This window comes from Streptomyces sp. NPDC090106 (assembly GCF_044747265.1).
Taxonomy (GTDB): domain Bacteria; phylum Actinomycetota; class Actinomycetes; order Streptomycetales; family Streptomycetaceae; genus Streptomyces.
The window spans coordinates 596,293-613,147 of sequence record NZ_JBIVDS010000004.1 but is presented as its reverse complement, the minus strand read 5'-3'; the positions used below and the strand labels follow the sequence as shown (position 1 = coordinate 613,147).

The 16,855-nt window shown below is 73.3% G+C and carries 13 protein-coding genes and 2 tRNA genes; 5 read left to right on the top strand and 10 right to left on the bottom strand.

Annotated elements, in window-relative coordinates:
• Positions 1-43: 43 nt before the first annotated feature.
• From ACIPSE_RS16550 to ACIPSE_RS16520, 7 genes are all read right to left on the bottom strand, one after another.
• Positions 44-1,414 (bottom strand): MFS transporter, encoded by a 1,371-nt coding sequence (locus ACIPSE_RS16550; RefSeq protein WP_401662920.1) that lies wholly within the window; start codon positions 1,412-1,414, stop codon positions 44-46.
• A 110-nt stretch (positions 1,415-1,524) separates the two neighbouring features.
• Complete coding sequence (locus tag ACIPSE_RS16545; RefSeq protein WP_401662918.1) at positions 1,525-3,750, bottom strand: ArnT family glycosyltransferase; 2,226 nt, start codon at positions 3,748-3,750, stop codon at positions 1,525-1,527.
• The gene (locus tag ACIPSE_RS16540; RefSeq protein ID WP_401662916.1) at positions 3,747-5,267 is read right to left on the bottom strand and encodes a glycosyltransferase; all 1,521 of its coding nucleotides are present in this window, start codon (positions 5,265-5,267) and stop codon (positions 3,747-3,749) included. Before ACIPSE_RS16540 ends, ACIPSE_RS16545 begins: the two co-directional genes overlap by 4 nt.
• A 14-nt stretch (positions 5,268-5,281) precedes the next feature.
• Positions 5,282-6,904 (bottom strand): ATP-binding protein, encoded by a 1,623-nt coding sequence (locus tag ACIPSE_RS16535; protein ID WP_401662914.1) that lies wholly within the window; start codon positions 6,902-6,904, stop codon positions 5,282-5,284.
• The gene (locus ACIPSE_RS16530) at positions 6,901-7,641 is read right to left on the bottom strand and encodes a response regulator transcription factor (RefSeq protein ID WP_026179246.1); all 741 of its coding nucleotides are present in this window, start codon (positions 7,639-7,641) and stop codon (positions 6,901-6,903) included. Before ACIPSE_RS16530 ends, ACIPSE_RS16535 begins: the two co-directional genes overlap by 4 nt.
• A 101-nt stretch (positions 7,642-7,742) precedes the next feature.
• Positions 7,743-8,648, bottom strand: coding sequence for a DUF2797 domain-containing protein (locus ACIPSE_RS16525; RefSeq protein WP_401662911.1), 906 nt, complete (start codon positions 8,646-8,648; stop codon positions 7,743-7,745).
• A 57-nt stretch (positions 8,649-8,705) separates the two neighbouring features.
• Positions 8,706-9,065, bottom strand: a complete 360-nt coding sequence (locus ACIPSE_RS16520) for an HGxxPAAW family protein (protein WP_401662909.1) — start codon at positions 9,063-9,065, stop codon at positions 8,706-8,708.
• Between the two features lie 81 nt (positions 9,066-9,146).
• On the opposite strand from ACIPSE_RS16520, the gene ACIPSE_RS16515 reads away from it, so the two are divergent.
• The 3 genes from ACIPSE_RS16515 (at position 9,147) to ACIPSE_RS16505 (ending at position 10,901) form a co-directional block, all read left to right on the top strand.
• Positions 9,147-9,668: a MarR family transcriptional regulator gene (locus ACIPSE_RS16515; protein WP_401662907.1), complete on the top strand. Its 522-nt coding sequence runs from the start codon at positions 9,147-9,149 to the stop codon at positions 9,666-9,668.
• A 239-nt stretch (positions 9,669-9,907) separates the two neighbouring features.
• Positions 9,908-10,462, top strand: a complete 555-nt coding sequence (locus ACIPSE_RS16510) for a hypothetical protein (RefSeq protein WP_401662905.1) — start codon at positions 9,908-9,910, stop codon at positions 10,460-10,462.
• A 229-nt stretch (positions 10,463-10,691) separates the two neighbouring features.
• The gene (locus tag ACIPSE_RS16505; protein WP_401662904.1) at positions 10,692-10,901 is read left to right on the top strand and encodes a hypothetical protein; all 210 of its coding nucleotides are present in this window, start codon (positions 10,692-10,694) and stop codon (positions 10,899-10,901) included.
• Positions 10,902-10,904: 3 nt separating this feature from the next.
• Here the strand turns inward: ACIPSE_RS16505 and ACIPSE_RS16500 are convergent, their stop codons facing one another.
• From ACIPSE_RS16500 to ACIPSE_RS16490, 3 genes are all read right to left on the bottom strand, one after another.
• The gene (locus tag ACIPSE_RS16500; RefSeq protein WP_401662902.1) at positions 10,905-11,546 is read right to left on the bottom strand and encodes a signal protein; all 642 of its coding nucleotides are present in this window, start codon (positions 11,544-11,546) and stop codon (positions 10,905-10,907) included.
• Between the two features lie 69 nt (positions 11,547-11,615).
• Positions 11,616-11,688, bottom strand: a tRNA-Arg gene (locus tag ACIPSE_RS16495).
• A 199-nt stretch (positions 11,689-11,887) separates the two neighbouring features.
• A tRNA-Ser gene (locus tag ACIPSE_RS16490) sits at positions 11,888-11,978 on the bottom strand.
• Positions 11,979-12,128: 150 nt separating this feature from the next.
• On the opposite strand from ACIPSE_RS16490, the gene ACIPSE_RS16485 reads away from it, so the two are divergent.
• On the top strand, positions 12,129-12,554 hold the full coding sequence (locus tag ACIPSE_RS16485) for an SSI family serine proteinase inhibitor (RefSeq protein ID WP_401662900.1): 426 nt from the start codon (positions 12,129-12,131) through the stop codon (positions 12,552-12,554).
• A gap of 256 nt (positions 12,555-12,810) precedes the next feature.
• Positions 12,811-16,827 carry a PAS domain-containing protein gene (locus ACIPSE_RS16480; RefSeq protein WP_401662898.1) on the top strand — a complete coding sequence of 1,339 codons (4,017 nt, stop codon included), beginning with the start codon at positions 12,811-12,813 and terminating at the stop codon, positions 16,825-16,827.
• The last annotated feature ends 28 nt before the right edge of the window (positions 16,828-16,855 follow it).

Sequence of the window (16,855 nt, the reverse complement as noted above, 5' to 3'; positions counted from 1 at the left end):
GACCAGCTTAGAGGGGCTCGCGGGGACATGGGACGACGCGCTCTCAGACGGCCACCCGCTCCGCCCGCCGCAGCAGCCCCGCCGCGAGGAACCCGCCCGCCAGCACGGCGACCGCGCCCACCAGTTGGCCCGCGTCCAGCCCCGAGGCCAGCCCCTGCGAGGCGGCGCGCGACGTCAGCACCGCGCCGAGCACCGCGACCCCGAGCCCGTTGCCGAACTCGGCCAGCGTGCCGTTGATCCCGGCGCCGACGCCCGCCTTCTCGGGCGGGATCGCGCTCATGATGGCGTGGGCCATCGCCGGGTTGGCGATCGCGCACCCGACCCCGATCAGCACCAGGCCGGTCAGCGTGCCGCCGTAGCCGCCGGTGTCGAGCAGCGCGATGGAGCCGAGGCCGGCCGCCATCAGCACCATGCCCAGGGCGATCGACGCCGGGGTGCCCAGTCGCGCCGTCCACTTCGCCGACAGTCCGGTGAAGTTGAGCGCGACGACCGTCAGCGCGAGCGGCGCCGTGCGCAGTCCCGCCTCCAACGGGCCGTACCCGAGGACCAGTTGCAGATGCTGGGTCAGCAGGAACAGCGCCCCGCCCATGCCGAAGGTGATGAGGACCGCCCCGGTGACGGCACCCGTGAACCGGCGGTCGCGGAAGAAGTGCGGGTCCAGCATGGGGTGTTCGACGCGGCTCTCCCAGTACGCGAACCCGGCCAGCACCACGGCCGACACCGCCGCCGTCCCCAGCACCCGCACCGACGTCCAGCCGTGCTGGGGGCCGGAGATGATCGCGTACACCAGGGCCGCCATGCCGACGGTCGACAGCAGCGCGCCGGGCAGGTCGGGCCGGTCGCCCTCGGGGGCCTTCGACTCGGGGACGAGCGCCACCACGGCGGCCAGGCCGAGCGCCACGACCGGCAGGTTGATCAGGAAGATCGCGCCCCACCGGAAGTGGTCCAGCATGAACCCGCCGATCAGCGGCCCGCAGGCGAAGCCGAGCGCGTTGACCGCGCTCCAGATCCCGATCGCCTTCGGCTGCTCCTCCGGGGCGAAGATCTGCATCGCGACCGCGAGGGTGGTGGTGAGCAGCAGCGCGCCGCCGACGCCCATGCCGGCCCGCGCCGCGATCAACTGGCCCGTGCTGTCGGCCAGTCCGGCCGCCAGCGAGCCGATGCCGAAAAGGGCCAGACCCGTCAGCAGCATCTTCTTGCGGCCGTAGCGGTCGGCGGCGCTTCCCGCGGTGAGCAGCAGACCGGACTGCACGAGCGAGTACGCGTTGATCATCCACTGGACGTCGGCGGTGGCGGCGCCCAGTTCGGACCTCAGGGTCGGGATGGCCACGTTCAGGATCGTGTTGTCGAGCAGGACCGTGAGCTGGGCCAGACAGATGACGCCGAGGATCAGCCAGCGCTGGGGGTGAGACATGCTGTACACCGTAGAACAGTCGTTGTACGGCGTACAACGGCCGCCTGCGGAGAAAGGGGTGAGGGGCGGCGGCCGTCCTGGCCACCGCCCCTCACCCCCCTGCCGCTGCCTCAGTCGCTCGCCTTCTGCGTGAGGTCATAGAACGTGGACGAACCCACCGTCACCTGCTTGAAGTTCGCCTCGACCCACTCGGTGATCTGCGAGGACGTGCCGCTGCTGCTGCTTCCGCCCATGCCGCCGCCGGAGCCGGAGGAGATGAAGTAGTGGATCTTTCCGTCCTCGACGTACTGCTTGAACTGCGCCAGCGTCGGAGACGGGTCGGTGCCGTTGAAGCCGCCGATCGCCATGACCGGGTCACCGGTGGAGAGCTGGTAGCTCGCCGCGTTCTGCGCGCCGATGGCCGCCGCGACCCAGGTGTACTGATCCGAGTCGGTCTCCAGGAGCTTCTTGGCCTCGTCGGAGACGGTCGCGCCGTTCAGCAGGCCGCCGGCGCCACCGCCGCCGCCCATGCCGCCGCCCTCGCCCATGCCGCCCATCTGGTTCTGGCCCTGCTGGTTCTGGCCCTGCTGGTTCTGCGAAGAGCCGTTGCCGCCCTGGGAGTTCCCGCCCTGCGAGTTGCCGTTCTGGCCCGGCATACCGCCGCCGAAGCCGCCGGTACCGCCGGTCCCGCCGCCGTTGCCGCCGCCGGGGAAGCCGTTGCCGTTCTGCTGGCCCTGGCCGCCGCCACCCGGCATGCCACCGCCACCGCCGCCACCGCCGAAGCCACCGCCGCCGCCCATCATGCTGGCGCCGGACGGACCGGCCGTCACGATGGACCCGGTGTGGCCCTCCTGGAGGGTGCTGATGGTGTACGCCGTCGGACCGGCCAGCGAGGCCGCGAGGCCCAGGGAGGCCGCCGCGAGGGCGAGCTGCCGGTTGACGCGGCCCGCGAAGATCAGGCCGAGCGCGGCGACCAGACCGCCGACCAGGACCAGCCACTTCAGCCAGGGCAGATAGTCGGAGGTGCGGTTGAGCAGCACGTACCCCCACGCGGCGCTGGCCACGACGGCCGCCGCGAGGGTGATCGACGCCCACAGCTCGGAGCGCTTCTCCCACAGCTGGCCGGCGCCCATGCCGATGACGGCGGCCAGGTAGGGAGCGAGGGCGACCGTGTAGTACTGGTGGAAGATGCCCGCCATGTAGCTGAACACGATCATGGTGATGAGCAGCGAGCCGCCCCACACCAGCAGCGAACCGCGGGTCACGGACGTCCGCTTGAGCTTGCGCGTGGCCACCAGACCGGCGACCAGCAGGATCAGGGCCGCGGGCAGCAGCCAGGAGATCTGGCCGCCGATCTCGGAGTTGAACATCCGGTCCCAGCCGGTCTCGCCCCACTGGCCGGTGCCCGTGCCACCGCCACCGCCGCCGACGCTGCCGGTCTCCTCGCCGTTGAGCCGGCCGAGACCGTTGTAGCCGAAGGTCAGTTCAAGGAAGGAGTTGTTCTGCGAGCCGCCGATGTAGGGGCGCGAGGACGCCGGCCACAGCTCGACGATCGCGACCCACCAGCCGCCGGAGACGACGATCGCCGCGAGCCCCGCCGCGAGCTGACCGATCCGCTTCCTGACGGTGACCGGGGCGCACACGCCGTACACGGCGGCGAGCGCGGGCAGGATCAGGAAGGCCTGGAGCGTCTTGGCGAGGAAGGCGAAGCCGATGGCGACACCGGCCCACACCAGCCACTTGGTCCGGCCGTCCTCCAGCGCCCGCACGACGAAGTAGCAGGCCACGGCCATCAGCAGGGCCAGCATCGCGTCCGGGTTGTTGAACCGGAACATCAGCGCCGCGACGGGGGTGAGCGCGAGCACGGCGCCCGCGATCAGGCCGGACGCGGGGCTGAAGCGCCGGCGCACCGACGCGTAGACGACGGCGACCGTGCCGATGCCCATGAGGACCTCGGGCATCAGGATCGCGAAGGAGTTGAGCCCGAAGACCCGGACCGACAGCTCCATCGGCCACAGGGAGGCCGGCGGCTTGTCGACGGTGATCGCGTTGGCCGCGTCCAGCGAGCCGAAGAAGAACGCCTTCCAGGACTGGCTGCCGGCCTGGACCGCCGCCGAGTAGAAGGAGTTGGCGTAGCCGGAGGAGGTGAGGTTGGCGAAGTACAGGACCGCGGTGGCCAGGAGCAGGCCCCAGAAGGCCGGGCGCACCCAGCGCGGGTCCTCGGGCCGGCCGCGCCACAGTCTGCGCACGAACGGCTGACGGGGCTCACCGCCCTCGGGCGCCGCGGGGATCACCGGGGCCTCGGCCTCCGGCGGCCCCCAGGCCCGCGTGCTCGTCTCATCGGTGTGGGTGGTCATCGGGAGTCCCTCGGGTCGGCGTCGGTCGGGCGCACCGGCTGCAGGTGCAGGGTGGGGTCGCCCCAGGCGCGGTCCGCGGCTTCACCGGCGCGGAACTGGGTGGTGTCGTACGCGTAGGGGGCCGGCGTCGAAGCCGGGTACGGGGCCTGGCTCGCGAACCGGTCCGGGTGCGGGGCCACGTGCTGGTCCGCCGTCGGGCGCTGCGGCAGCGGCGGGTACGGCGCCTGCGTGCCGTGGGCGGGCGAGGAGGGCGTGTGACGGGCCACGACCGTCGACTCACCGCGGTCGGGGAAGACCCAGGCCCGGAAGAGCAGGAACCGCAGCACCGTCGCCGCGAGGTTGGCGGCGATCAGCACCGCCAGTTCCGTGGAGTGCGCGGGCTCGGTGGTCGCCGCGTTCAGCGCGGCCAGCGAGCCGCTCGTCAGCGCGAGGCCGATGCCGAAGACGACGAGCCCCTGCGCCTGGTGCTTGACGGCACCGCCGCGCCCCCGCACGCCGAACGTCAGACGCCGGTTGGCGGCCGTGTTGGCGACCGCCGAGACCAGCAGCGCGAGCGCGTTGGCGACCTGGGAGCCGGAGAAGGTGCGGAAGCCGCTGTAGAGGAGCAGATAGAACAGGGTCGACAGACCGCCGACCACGCAGAACCCGACGAGCTGGCGGGCCAGCCCCTTCGGTACGTCCTGGATCTCGCGGTCGCGCGGATCGTCGCCGAAGGGCCGCGCGACGCGGTCCAGCGGCAGCGAGCCGGTGGCCAGGGCCCGGCCCACCCGCCACACGCCCTTCAGGTCCTCGGTCGCCGTCCTGACGATGTGGACCGTGGAGTCGGGGTCGTCGACCCAGTCGACGGGGACCTCGTGGATGCGCAGGCCCGCGCGCTCGGCGATGACCAGCATCTCGGTGTCGAAGAACCAGCCGGTGTCCTCGACCATCGGCAGCAGCGCCTGGGCGACGTCACGCCGGATCGCCTTGAAGCCGCACTGGGCGTCCGAGAAGCGGGCCTGGAGCGAGCCGCGCAGGATCAGGTTGTAGGAGCGGCTGATGAACTCCCGCTTGGGGCCGCGCACGACCCGCGAGGAGCGGGCGAGCCGGGAGCCGATCGCCAGATCGGAGTGGCCCGAGATGAGCGGGGCGACCAGCGGCAGCAGGGCGTTGAGGTCGGTGGACAGGTCCACGTCCATGTACGCCAGGATCGGCGCGTCCGACGCGGTCCACACGGTGCGCAGGGCGCGCCCGCGGCCCTTCTGCTCCAGCCGGAAGTGGGAGACCTCGGCGATCTCCGCCTCCAGCCGTGCCGCCACCTGGGGGGTGGTGTCCGTCGAGGCGTTGTCCGCGATGGTGATGCGGAACGCGTACGGGAACGTGCGCCTGAGGTGCTCGTGCAGTCTCAGCACACACGGCTGGAGGTCCTTCTCCTCGTTGTAGACGGGGATCACTACGTCCAGCACAGGCGTACCGGCGTCTGTGGCCGGGAGGTGCTCCCGCGCCGGCAGAGTGCCGGGAGAAGAGTCGGTTCGCATGACAACGACTCTGGTCAAGCGCCCTGTTGCACCCATGTGCTGGCACTGTGGTGTGCCTGTGAGTGCGATTGCCAATTCGTTTCGGGAGCCGGCTGGGGCAACGCCGGGGCAAGCGCCGGCAGATACACGGTGAACACCGTGCGTCCGGGAACGCTGTCCACGGTCACCGCGCCCCCGTGCGCCGTCGCCACGGCCTGCACGATGGCGAGGCCGAGCCCGGTCGACCCGGTGGTGCGCGAGCGCGCCGAGTCGCCGCGCGCGAACCTCTCGAACACATGCGGCAGCAAATCCGGCGGTATGCCCTGCCCGTTGTCCTCGACGTCCACGCACATCCAGGGGCCGCGCCGCTGGATACGGGCGGTGATGGTGGTGCCCTCGGGCGTGTGCTTGCGCGCGTTGCCCAGGAGGTTGACCAGCACCTGCTGGATACGGGCCGCGTCCGCGGACACGACCGCCGGTTCGTCGGGCAGGTCGAGCCGCCACTGGTGGTCCATGCCGGCCGCGCGGGAGTCGCTGATGGTGTCGACGACGAGCGGTATGAGGTCGGTCTGCTCGAACTGGAGAGGCCGCCCCGCGTCGAGCCGTGCGAGCAGCAGCAGGTCCTCGACCAGCAGCGTCATCCGGCCCGCCTCGGACTCGATGCGGCCGAGCGCGTGCCGGGTGTCGGGCCCGATCTGCTCTCTGCCGCGCCGGGTCAGCTCGGCGTACCCGCGGATGGAGGCGAGGGGGGTGCGCAGTTCGTGACTGGCGTCGGCGACGAACTGCCGTACCCGCATCTCGCTCTGCTGGCGGGCGTGCAGGGCGCCGTGGACGTGGTCCAGCATCCGGTTGAGGGACGCGCCGACCTGGCCGACCTCGGTGTGCGGATCGCACTCCGACTCGGGGACCCGCTCGCTGAGGTGCACCTCGCCGGTGTGCAGGGGGAGTTCGGAGACCCGGGTCGCGGTGACGGCGACGCGCCGCAGCGGCCGGGTGGCCACCCCGACGATCACCATGCCGGCGATGCCCGCGGCCACGAGGGCGGCGGCGGTGACGCTGGCCTCCACGGCGATGAGGGTGCTGAGGGTGTTGGTGACGTCGGAGGTCGGGATGGCGACGTAGTAGCTCTTGCCGCTGCTCTGCGAGGACTTGAACACCACCCGGTACTCACCGAGGCCGGGAAGCTCGACCGTGTGCTCCTTCTCGTCCTGGGAGACGGAGTTGAGCGCGACCTTCGCGGCTTCGCTGAGGTCGTTGGCCTGCATCCGGTTGAAGTCGGTGCTGTTCTCGTCCTCCTCACCGATCTTGGCGTCGGTGATGGAGTTGTTCTCGACCTGCGCGATGACCGTGGCCTCGGGCACCGGGCCGTTGGTGACGAAGTCGTCGAGGGTGAACGCCTGGACGGTGCGCGGGAGGGTGCTCGTCCCGCCCTTGTCCCCGTCGCCGGGCGGCTTGCCCGCCGCACGCGCGGCGACCTCGCCGAGCTTGCCGTCGAGCTGCTCGTACAGATGCGAGCGCAGCGCCAGCGTGGTCACGGTGCCGATCACCGCGCACACCACGGCGATCAGTGCCACGGATGCGACGACGAGCCGGGTCCGCAGGGTGCGCGGCTTGCCCAGTCGCTTCTTCTGCGGACGCGGCCGTCGTCGCCCGCTCATGAGGCCGCGGGCTTGATCAGGTAGCCGGCGCCGCGCCGGGTGTGGATCATCGGCTCACGTCCCGCGTCGATCTTGCGCCGCAGGTAGGAGATGTAGAGCTCGACGACATTGGCCTGGCCGCCGAAGTCGTACGACCAGACGCGGTCGAGGATCTGCGCTTTGGAGAGGACACGCCGGGGATTACGCATCAGGAAGCGCAGGAGTTCGAACTCGGTGGCGGTGAGGTGGATGCCCTCCCCGGCCCGCGAGACCTCGTGGCTGTCCTCGTCGAGGGTGAGGTCACCGACGACCAGCACGGAGTCGGAGCGCCGGTCGGCCGCGCCGGAACGGCGGATCAGGCCCCGCAGCCGCGCCACGACCTCTTCGAGGCTGAACGGCTTGGTGACGTAGTCGTCGCCACCGGCGGTCAGGCCGGCGATCCGGTCCTCGACGGCGTCCTTCGCCGTGAGGAAGAGGACGGGAACGTCCGGCAGCTCACGGCGGAGACGGCCGAGGACGGTCAGCCCGTCCATGTCCGGCAGCATCATGTCGAGAACGACGGCGTCGGGCCGGAACTCCCGTGCGGTCTGGATGGCACCGGTGCCGTCTCCCGCACTCCGGATCTGCCATCCCTCGTAGCGCAGGGCCATGGACAGCAGTTCGGTGATCGACAGCTCGTCGTCCACCACAAGCACTCGGACGGGGCTCCCGTCCGGCCTCAGCAGTTCGGTGCGCCCCTGGGGCGAGGTCGTGGTCATGGTGGACACACTGTCTGGATCCTCTGAGAACACGCTTTCTGGAACCTGTGAATTCCCTGAGAAACTCACAGGGACCTCTCAGGGAACCCCTGGGAGGTCTGTCAGAACAGACCGTCCTGCACCACCGTCTCGTACCTGAACTCCCGCACGGGCACCGAAAGTTCCTGCACCTGCGCCCCCGCGCCGAGAGGCACCAGATCCCACCCCGTCAGCAGCCGGGTATCGAGCACGACGATGCCTCCCGCCGCACCTGGCGATGCCGGGTCGGGGCGCAGATGCAGATCGGGCCCGGCCGCCGCGGCCAGCAGACCGTCCACCGTGCCGCCCGGGACGAGTCGGCTCACCGCGCCCATGGCGGCGGGCACCTCCGCGAGGCCGAACACGCCCACATGGTCGACGGGTCGGAACGGAGCGGGCCGCAGCGACTCCGGCCAGGCGGGCAGCGCGAGGGCGCGGGCGTGCAGCGCGGCGATCTCGGCGGTGCGCTCGGCCTCGGTGCCGGGCAGCGCGGACCGTACCGCGCGCTTGTCGGCGTACGGGATCCGGTCCGGTACGCCGAGGGCGGCCCGGAGCAGCTCCTCCGTGCGCCGCGCGGCCATCAGCGGGCCCGTGCCGAGCCAGGTGAAGCAGACGGCGCCCTGTTCCAGCAGCCGCGCCGGCCCCCGCTCCTGCGCGGTGATGCCGACCTTGAGCATGCCGGGCCCGAACCAGGCCAGATAGACGCGGTACGGGCGCGGGTCGTCCGCGATCGTGTCGGCGGCGACCGAGTGCGCCCGGTCCAGCCGCGCGCACTCCTCGCAGCGAGCCCCGATGCTCCGCCCCGGCACGGCCGCGCGCACCGGGCAGGCGTTCCCCCGCGCGCCCACACAGGTCCGCACCGCCTCGCCCGCGACCCCGAAGGCCACGCGCTTCCCCCGGCCCAGCGCGGAACGCCGGCCCCCGTCCCACGTCAGCACGGGCCCCTCCGCCGACCAGCGCAGCCCCGTGCACCTCCATGTCCGTGCCATCGCCCCTGAGCGTAGGGGCTGCCACCGACAGCCCGCCCCGGGCCCGGGGACAGGGGGTCAGCGGACCGGGGCCGGCTCCGCCTCCCCGTCGCCCGACACCACGACCGCCGAACCCGTCGCCCGGCTGCCGCGTCCCGCCAGCCGGCAGCTCCAGCACCGCGGATGCCCGCCGCGCGCGTCCGCGTCGCGCGCGCCCATGGGCCACTGGGCGCGCGGCCGGACGCCCGGCGGCTTGCCCCAGCCGGCGAGGTGCAGGACCCAGGTGACGAGAAGAGCGGCGGCCACCACGACGAGCCCTCCGGCGATCAGCGGCACCGACACCAGACACACCCCGGCTCCCAGCAGGGCCGTACCGGCCGTGCCGATCGCGGTTCCGGTCCAGCCCGCGACCGTGTGCCCCTCGTCATACTGGCTCATGCGCCTGCCCCCTCTTCGAATCTCTCACATCGTAAGAAGTTCAGGCACTTAATCTCTCACAAGCTAAGGTAATTTGAGAAGATGCATGCCACGCCGCGTCCCCCCGCCTCCCCGGCACAGGCGCTGGAGGCGATGGACGCGCTGATCGCGGCCCATCTGCTCGGCCAGCAGGAGATGGCCCAGCGGCTGGGCCTCAACATCACCGACCTGCTCTGCTTCGGCTGTGTCCTGAAGGCCGGCGAGGACCTGCTCACCGCGGGCGACCTCGCCGAGCACGCCCATGTCACGACGGGTGCGATGACCGGCATCCTCAACCGTCTGGAACGCGGCGGCTTCATCACCCGCCGCCCCGACCCCAAGGACCGCCGCCGGGTCCGGGTGGCCGCCGTCCCCGCCGCGGTCACCCGCGTCGAGGCCCTCTACGGCCCCTACTACGCCCGGCTGCACACCCTGTTCGCCGACTACTCCCCCGCCGAGACCGCCGTGCTCACCGACTGGTTCACCCGGACGACCGGGCTGGCGCTGGAGTACATCGAGGAGCTGCGGGGCCAGGACCCGAACGGGGCCGGGGCCGGGGCCGGGGACCGCGGAGGCGCCGGGTAGGGGGGCCTCGCCCAGGGCGCCGGGTAGGGCGGGCACCACCCCGATCCGGGTGGGCGCACCATCGCCGGACGGGGGCGCCGGACGGGATCGTCGACGTCGGACGATCCGGGCCGCCGAAGCCGCCGTGAAGCTCCGTGAAACCTCGTGAAACCGCGCTGAGGTCCCACTGAGGCCGCGCTGAATCCGGGCCGGGGTCGACTGTCCGCCTCGACCTCGATCCCGCCCGGAAGGACACCGTCATGGAGACCCAGCACGCGCAGGAGCGGCAGGTCGGTCCGGTCGCCTCCTTCGTCCGGTTCGTGGTGTGCGGCGGCGGGATCGGCATCCTGTCGAGCGCGGCGGTCCCGCTGCTCGCCGGCCTGATGCCCTGGGTCGCGGCGAACGCCGTGATCACCGTCGTCTCGACCCTGCTCTGCACCGAACTGCACGCCCTGTTCACCTTCGGCACGGGCCGCCGCGCGGGCCTGCGCCGCCACCTCCAGTCCACGGGATCGGCGGCCGCCGCGTACCTGGTGACCTGCTCGGCGATGCTCCTGCTGCACACCGTCGCGGCGGCGCCCGGACCGCTGTGCGAACAGGCCGTCTACCTCGCCGCCTCCGGCCTCGCCGGTCTCGGACGCTTCCTGGTGCTGCGGCTGTTCGTCTTCGCCGGAGGCGGTGAAGACGATGGAAGCGGTGGAGGCGGTGAAGGCCGCGGTGCTCGCGGGGCCCTCGGCGCCTCGGCCGGCACCACCGCCGTACGGCCTTTCCCCGCGCCCCGTCGTGAGGCCGCCGGCCTGCGGCTGGCCCACTGAGGCGGGGGCCCGCCCCCGTACGGGGTGCGGTCCGCCCCACCCCGGACCGGGTGGGTCGCGCCATGGCAGCGACGACCGGGCGGCGTCATCGTTGAACCATCGGAACAAGCGAGTTCGGCGAGTCCGCCACGTTCGGCACGTCCAGCAAGTCCGGCCGGTTCGGCACGTCCAGCGAGTCCGGCCGGTCAGGCACCTCCGCCCTCAGCCCTCAGCTAGAAGGAGCTCCCCCATGAACGCGCTGCCCGCCCCCCAGCCGAACAGCACCTCCGGCTCCGGCTCCGTCCCCGACGCCCGCGACGGCGACCTCGCCCCGCTGCTCACCGCCTGGGACCGGGCCCACCCGGCCACCGCGGACCCCGAGTGGCGCCACCTCCTGGACGAACTGGCCCACCCGCGCACCACCCAGGCCTTCCACCGGCTGGCCGGGGCGGCGGCGTGAGCCCTACGCGCCGGTCACCGTCAGGGTGTAGTCGACGCCCGTCGAGAAGTCGCCCGCCCGGCCCCGGATCGTGAGCGTGTGCGGTCCGGGGGCCGGGGCGGGCAGTTGGACCCAGATCCCGCACCCGGTGGCCGTGAAGCTCCCGCCCGAGCCGGTGACGGGGTTGCCGTCGACGCCCCGCACGGTGATCCGCGAGTCCCGGTAGACCTCGGCGTCGGCCTCCTCGCCGTCCAGGACCGCCGAACCGTCGGCCTCCGCCATGAACGCGGCGCACTCCGCGGGCGTCCCGATCCGGTTCACCAGGGGGAATGCCAGAGGAGTCCCCGCCGGGACGGTGCAGCCGCGCTCGGCCAGGGTGCCGAAGGTGCCCGCCAGGAACCACACGTCCTCGGGCTGGTTGCGGGCACAGTCGTCGCCGTCCTCGTCGGCCACGGGGTTCGTCCCCTCGGGCTCCGACCCCGCCCAGCTCCACCAACGGCTCTGCAGCACCTCGGGGGTGAGCCCGACCGGCCCCGCGGACGAGACCGTCCCGGCAGCCGTGTCCTTCGCCTCCTCCGACCCGCCGGACGCACTCCGCCCGCACCCCGCGAGCAGGCCCGCCAGCACCACCACGACGAGCCCCGCCCCGACACCCTCGGCCTTCATCGACGCCCCCAAGAACGAACCGGCCCACGACAAAGGCCCCGGACTTTCGTCCGGGGCCTTCATCCGATGTGCACTCGGCAGGATTCGAACCTGCAACCTTCTGATCCGTAGTCAGATGCTCTATCCGTTAAGCTACGAGTGCTTGTTCTGTTTTCCCGCCGTTCCTTGCCCTTCCGGGCCGCTCTCGGCGACAGGAAGAACATTACATGACTGCCGCCGCCATGTGAAATCCGTTTGCCGCACCCCTTGTGAGCTGCGGAAACGACACCAGATGGACCCGGACGGGGGAACCCGGGAACGACGAAGCCCCGGTCCTGGGACCGGGGCTTCGTGATCTTGCGCGGAGGCGGAGGGATTTGAACCCTCGATGGGATTTGCGTCCCAAACCGCATTAGCAGTGCGGCGCCATAGACCGGACTAGGCGACGCCTCCAGCACAACCTCCCGCGCGAGCGCGAGTGGTGCGTGCAGATGATGACACAGTCGAGCGCGCTGTCACCAATCGGCTCCCACGGTACTAGGCCCGCAGGCCAGAGAGCAAAGCACTTCGCAACCGGGCCGGGGCGGGCGCGTTAGTCAGGTCATGTTCCTCCAGACCTCGCGCCGCCTCGCCCCCGTGCTGCTGCTCGGCGCCACCTCCGCGCTCTCCCTGCCTGCGGCACCCGCCCAGGCCCGCGCCGCCGGCGACCACCTCACCGTCACGGTGCGGAACGCGGGCGACGGCAAGGACGGCACCTTCGAGCTGTACTGCCACCCCGGCGGCGGCAGCCACCCCGACGCCGGCCGGGCCTGCTCCGCGCTCGACCGCGGGGCCCGCTGGGGCACCGACGCCTTCGCCCCCGTGCCCGCGGGCACGATGTGCACCATGCAGTACGGCGGTCCGGCCACCGCCCATGTCGCGGGAACCTGGGCCGGGCGCCCGGTGAACGCGTCGTTCGACCGCGGCGACGGCTGCGAGATCGGGCGCTGGGACCGGCTCGTCCCCGTACTGCCCGATATGGCACGGTGAACGGACCGCGTCCGCACAGGTGTTCCATGGCGGACGCCCGGCGGCCGTACATGTCCCGCGCGGCCCGTGCGCGGCGGAAGCCCGTGGTCGTGGATGCGCGCACACGTTCCGCGTCACTTCGTCGTGCGACCTCCCTCTCATCCAGCGGCGTGAGCACATCCCCAGCCTTTAGACTCCCTCGCGTGACACGCCGCGGGCCGGTTGGCAAGATGGCCCGAGCGGTGGGCAAGGTGCGGTAACAGGGAGGAAGCGTCTCGTGAGCAGCAGGCCATCCCGAGGCGCTGCTCGCCTCGCAGCCATACTCGACGCGCTGCCCGATGCGTTGGTGCTGGTCAACGCCAACGGCACCGTCGTCAACGCCAACACGATCGCCCTGGAGGCCTTCGAGGCGCCGGGGACGGCTCTGGTGGGGCGGGGGCTGCTCGATCTGCTGCCCGAGTTCGACTCCAAGCTCATCCCGGGGTCCATGCGGCGCCCCGACCACATGGACCCGCGCGGGCGGACCAAACCGACCCGGATGATCGCGCGCCGGACCGACGGCGCCGAGTTCCCCGTCGAGGTCACCAGCGCCAACCTGGAGAACGGACAGCAGGCCTACGACGGTTACGGCTACAGCGGCGACGAGCTGCTGATGCTGGTCGTACGGGACCTCACCGGCACCGTCGACACCGAGGCCGAACTGGCGCGCTCGCAGCGGCAGACCGAGATGATCCTGCGGGCCGCCTCCGAGGGCGTCGTCGGCACCGACACCGACGGGCGGATCGTCCTCGTCAACCCGGCCGCCGCCCAGATCCTCGGCTACCGGGCCAGCGACCTCGGCGGACGCGAACTGCACGAGCTGATGCTGCACTCGCGGGCCGACGGCACCCCCTTCCCCTACGAGGAGTCCCCGCTCGCCGACACCCTGCGCTCCGGGCGCAAGCACCGGGTGCGCGGGCAGGTGGTGTGGTCGAAGAAGGGCGACAAGGTCTCCGTCGACCTGACGACCGCGCCGGTGCGCGACGGCGACCAGCTCGTCGGCGCCGTCATGACCTTCACCGACCGGCGCCCCTACGACGCGCTCGCCGCCGAGAAGGACGCCCAGCACAAGGCCCACGAGGACGAGCTGGAACGGCTCTCCGAGGAGCACGCCTCCGAACTGACCGCGCTGCGCCAGAAGCACGTCACCGAGGCCGAGGAGCTCCAGGAGCGGCACGACGAGGAACTCGCCGCCGGCGAGGAGCGCTACGCCGCGCTCGGCGAGCGCGAGAAGGACCGCTTCGAGGCGCTCGCCGGACGGCACGAGCAACTGCTGACACTGCTGGGTCAGTCCCTGCGCGGACCGCTGGACGAACTGCGCCGCGAACTGGCCGCGCTCGCCGCCGACGACGCCGGGCAGCTGTGGCCGGAGGCCAACCAGGTCCTGCACCATCTCTCCGCCGGGTACTCGCGGATCACCCAGCTCATCGACAACGTCCTCGCCTTCCAGCGGCTCGACGCGGAGAGCGGCCAGGGCATCGCCCGCACCAAGGTGATGCTGGACGCCGTCGTCGCGGCCGGTGTCGAGGGCGCCATCGAGCTGGTCGGGCCCGGCCGGGTGCAGTTCGCGGTGCACGCCCCGCCCATCGAGGCCGAGGTCGACGCCCAGTTGCTCGCCCGCGCCCTGGCCCATCTGGTGGCCGATGTCGCCGGGGTCGACGCGACCGGCAACGCGCCCGTCTCGGCGGGCGGTTACATGGACAACACCGTGGTCGTGGCCGCCGCCCAGCGCGGCGAGGTCGTCCGTATCGAGGTGCGCGGGCCGTACACCGGGGGCGACCCGGTGCACGAGCCGATCGTGCGCGGGATCGTGCGCGCGCACGGCGGGGTGCTCCAGACCGTCGAGGTACCGGGCATGAGCGGCAGCGCGTACGTGCTGGAGGTGCCGATCGGCGGCGGCGCGGGCGCGGTGGCGGCCTCCGCTCCGGTCGGCGCCGAACTCGCCCTGCCCGAAGCCCACCCCGATGCCCGCCCCGAGGCACAGCCCGAGGCGCACCCCGAGGCCGGTGGACGGCGGCGGGCCCGGCGGTCCTCCGTCGACGCGTTCCTGGAGAGCGAGGACCCGGCGGCCGACCAGGCCGCCCCGGACGGGGCCCCCGCCGACGCGGGCGTCCCCACCGGTCGCCGGCGCAGGCGCGCCGCCGAGGAGGCGGCGCCGGTCGCCTTGCAGGCCGGTCCTGAGCAGTCGGGTTCCGGTGGCACCGGACGGCGCCGGGGACGGCCCGCCGAGGACGCCGCCGGCGACGGGGGCGTCTCCGAGGGTGCCGTGGTGACCGCCGCCGAGCACGCCGCGGGCACCGCCGCCGCCGGGAACGGACTGGGCAGCGTGCCGCCGCAGGGCGTGCCCGCGCCCGCTGCGGCGGGCCAGCAGGCGGCGCTTCCGGCCGCGTTGCCGCCCGCCGGAAGTCCTGCCGGAAGTCCTGCCGCAAGCCCTGCCGGGGGCTCCGCCGAGGATGCCGGTCAGCCGAGCGGCCGCAGGCGCCGCGCGCTGGCCGCCGCGGGTGAGCGGGCCGCCGCGCAGGAGGCCGCGCCGCGCGCGGTGTTCGCGCTGCCGCCCGCGGAGGCCGACCGGCCCGGCACGGGGACGGCCGGGCAGCCGGTGCGCGCCGGTGGTCCGGTGCCGGTGCCCGCGCAGGTCTCCGCGCCCGAGGCCGAGGCGGTGCCCCTCCCGGCGTCCGTACCCGCGCAGGCGCCCGCGCCGATGCCCGTACCCGCCGCCGGGCTCGTCGACGAGGGGCGGCACGACGCCGTCCCGCACGAGCAGGCCGACGACCACACCCCGCCGCAGCCGCACCCGGCGAGCGGGCCCACGGGACGCCGTCGCCGGGCCGTGGGGCAGCCGGGAGAGGCCGCCGGGGTGCCCGCGCAGCCGGTCCCGGCCCAGGCCTCGGCGCCCGCCCAGCTCCCGGCGCCCGCTCAGCTTCCGGCCCCCGCCCCGCTTCCGGCTGCCGCCGCGCTTCCCGCTCCGGCCGCGCGGCAGACCCCCGCGCAGCCGCTCCCGGCGGAGAGCGTGCCCGCGCAGGGCGACGCCGCCCCCGTACCGGCCGCGCGGCAGGCCGGCACCCCGGCGACCGGGACCCCGCTGCCGCCCGAGGCCGTCGCGGCCGAGCAGCCGCGGGCGGCCCAGCCGCTGCCCGCCGAGGCCCTGCCGGCGCCGCTGGACCCCAACTCGACGCAGGGGCGCGCGATCAGCGTGCGGACGCTGGGCCAGGGGGTGGAGTTCACCCGGCAGGCCGCGCAGGTGCAGCTGCCCACGGCGACACCCGCCCCGCACCAGCCGGGCGGCGGGGGCCGTCGGCGCAAGCTCGGCACGCCCCCGGACCCGGCCGGGCGCCCGCACCCGAGCGGTGAGCAGCCCCAGCCGTCCCTGGCCGGGCAGTCCCGGCTCGCGCAGACGACGGAGGGCACCGGACGGTCGTACGCCATAGGGGCGCCGGACGAGAACGCCGCCGAGGGGCCCGAGCCGCTGGACGGTCCCGGCGGGGCGGTCGAGGTGGCCGATCCGCCGCGTCCGCAGCCGATGGACGACGAGCTGCCGCCGGAGCCGCTGGACAACCCGCGCCGGCTGCTGGTGTGGCCCGCGCCGGACGTGACGACCCAGCAGGCGCTGAGCGACCGCGGGTACCGGCCGGTGATCGTGCACTCGCGCGAGGAGGTCGACGCGCAGATCGCCGCCTTCCCGGCCGCGCTGTTCGTGGACCCGCTGACCGGCCCGATCACCCGCACCGCCTTGCAGTCGCTGCGGCAGGCCGCGGTGGCGGCCGAGGTGCCGGTGATGGTCACCGCAGGGCTGGGCCAGGCGACGCGCGAGGCCGCCTACGGGGCCGACCCTGCCGTCCTGCTGAAGGCGCTCGCGCCGCGGGACAGCGAGCAGCATCCGCCGCGGGTGCTGCTGATCGAGGAGCACGCGGAGATCGCGCTGGCGCTGACCGCGACGCTGGAGCGGCGCGGGATGCAGGTGGCGCGGGCGGCGAGCGACGCGGACGCGGTGGCGCTGGCCGGGCATCTGCGGCCGAACCTGGTCGTGATGGACCTGCTCCAGGTGCACCGCCGCCAGTCCGGGATCATCGACTGGCTGCGGGCGAACGGGCAGCTCAACCGGACGCCGCTGGTCGTCTACACCGCCGCCGTGGACCAGGCCGACCTGCCGCGGCTGGCGTCCGGGGAGACGGTGCTGTTCCTCGCGGAGCGGTCGACGAGCGACGAGGTGCAGGCGCGGATCGTGGACCTGCTGGCACGGATCGGCACCAACTGAGCCCGGTGCGGGGCCCAGTCGGTGCCGA

Excerpts from the sequence above, each read along its gene's own strand:
- ACIPSE_RS16550 (WP_401662920.1), bottom strand. The coding sequence starts at position 1,414 with ATGTCTCACCCCCAGCGCTGGCTGATCCTCGGCGTCATCTGTCTGGCC.
- ACIPSE_RS16545 (WP_401662918.1), bottom strand. The coding sequence starts at position 3,750 with ATGACCACCCACACCGATGAGACGAGCACGCGGGCCTGGGGGCCGCCG.
- ACIPSE_RS16540 (WP_401662916.1), bottom strand. The coding sequence starts at position 5,267 with ATGCGAACCGACTCTTCTCCCGGCACTCTGCCGGCGCGGGAGCACCTC.
- ACIPSE_RS16535 (WP_401662914.1), bottom strand. The coding sequence starts at position 6,904 with ATGAGCGGGCGACGACGGCCGCGTCCGCAGAAGAAGCGACTGGGCAAG.
- ACIPSE_RS16530 (WP_026179246.1), bottom strand. The coding sequence starts at position 7,641 with ATGACCACGACCTCGCCCCAGGGGCGCACCGAACTGCTGAGGCCGGAC.
- ACIPSE_RS16525 (WP_401662911.1), bottom strand. The coding sequence starts at position 8,648 with ATGGCACGGACATGGAGGTGCACGGGGCTGCGCTGGTCGGCGGAGGGG.
- ACIPSE_RS16520 (WP_401662909.1), bottom strand. The coding sequence starts at position 9,065 with ATGAGCCAGTATGACGAGGGGCACACGGTCGCGGGCTGGACCGGAACC.
- ACIPSE_RS16515 (WP_401662907.1), top strand. The coding sequence starts at position 9,147 with ATGCATGCCACGCCGCGTCCCCCCGCCTCCCCGGCACAGGCGCTGGAG.
- ACIPSE_RS16510 (WP_401662905.1), top strand. The coding sequence starts at position 9,908 with ATGGAGACCCAGCACGCGCAGGAGCGGCAGGTCGGTCCGGTCGCCTCC.
- ACIPSE_RS16505 (WP_401662904.1), top strand. The coding sequence starts at position 10,692 with ATGAACGCGCTGCCCGCCCCCCAGCCGAACAGCACCTCCGGCTCCGGC.
- ACIPSE_RS16500 (WP_401662902.1), bottom strand. The coding sequence starts at position 11,546 with ATGAAGGCCGAGGGTGTCGGGGCGGGGCTCGTCGTGGTGGTGCTGGCG.
- ACIPSE_RS16485 (WP_401662900.1), top strand. The coding sequence starts at position 12,129 with ATGTTCCTCCAGACCTCGCGCCGCCTCGCCCCCGTGCTGCTGCTCGGC.